Below are 1,324 nucleotides of genomic sequence, written 5' to 3'. Positions count from 1 at the left end.
ATTACTTTAAATAGTAATATATAATTATATTACTATTTAAAGGAGTTTGTTTTATGTTAAAAAAAGTGGCCGCTATTCATGATTTATCTGGTATAGGAAGATGTTCTTTAACTGTAGCTATTCCAATACTATCAGCTTTAAAAGTTCAATGTTGCCCATTCCCAACAGCTATATTATCAAGTCAAACAGGGTTTCCAGAGTATTCATTTTTAGATTTGACAAACGAGATGAATAAATATAAAAATGTTTGGGATAATCTTCATATACAGTTTGACTGTATATATAGTGGTTTTTTAGGATCTAAGGACCAAGTTAATATAGTTTCTAATTTTATAGATAATAATAAGAGTTCATTAGTAGTTGTAGATCCTGTAATGGGTGATGACGGAGATTTATATCCTATATTTGATAATGAAATGTGTAATAAAATAAAAAGCCTCGTACAAAAATCGGATATAGTTACACCTAATTTAACAGAGGCTCTTATTCTAATTGGAGAAAATTTAAATAATACCAACTTAAACGAATCCAATCTAGTTAATATTGCAAAGCAAGTTTCTAATTTAGGTCCTAGTAAAGTTGTTATTACAGGTATAAAAATTAAAGATTATATTTATAATTTATCATTTGATAAAAATTTAGATGAAGCTTATTTTACATCTTCACCATTTAATAATATTTCGTATAGTGGTACTGGCGATATCTTCACGTCTATTCTTACAGGTATGATATTAAATGGACATTCATTAAAAAATAGCGTTATAAAAGCTAACAACTTCATCAGTAATGTAATTTCATATACATCTAAATTCGATACAGACAGAAATGACGGAGTTATGTTTGAAATGTTTTTAAATGAGCTTACAAATTAAACCTAAACACTTAATCTAAGTGTTTAGGTTTAATTTCTATTTTTTATATTTTAACTCTAAAATTTCTTGATTTACTTTTAATTTAAATTTATTGTCCTTTAATACAATTTTATATCCACTTAAGTATATATCTTTTAAACTTTTAACTATATCTGGCTTATTGTCTATAAAGTTAAATCTGTGCATGCATATATTATTATAAGTATTAACATCATTTAATATGTTAATTTCTGATTTTAAATTTTGTTTTGTTTGCATATTTCTAACGTTTTTTTTATACATTTTATCAAATTCTAATTGATAGAAGTTTAATTTAACTTCATTATAATCAACTATTCGTTCTATAATACTTTCCTTTATATTTATATCATCTATATTGACAAGGTTATGATCTATATAAGCTATTATATACTTTGATTCTATATCATTTTCAATAAATTTATTTAACTTAT

General features: G+C 23.9%; 2 protein-coding genes. One reads left to right on the top strand and one right to left on the bottom strand.

Annotated features, from left to right (window positions below):
• The first annotated feature begins 53 nt into the window (after window positions 1–53).
• Complete coding sequence (locus tag VN21_RS01850; RefSeq protein WP_046821770.1) at window positions 54–872, top strand: pyridoxamine kinase; 819 nt, start codon at window positions 54–56, stop codon at window positions 870–872.
• Between the two features lie 36 nt (window positions 873–908).
• Here the strand turns inward: VN21_RS01850 and VN21_RS18540 are convergent.
• A partial coding sequence (locus VN21_RS18540) for a hypothetical protein (protein ID WP_046821769.1) occupies window positions 909–1,324 on the bottom strand: 416 nt, incomplete at its 5' end.

The sequence above is a fragment of the Paraclostridium benzoelyticum genome, from assembly GCF_001006285.1.
GTDB lineage: Bacteria > Bacillota > Clostridia > Peptostreptococcales > Peptostreptococcaceae > Paraclostridium > Paraclostridium benzoelyticum.
The sequence above is the reverse complement of the archived record's forward strand: the minus strand, read 5'-3'. Positions and strand labels throughout refer to the sequence as shown.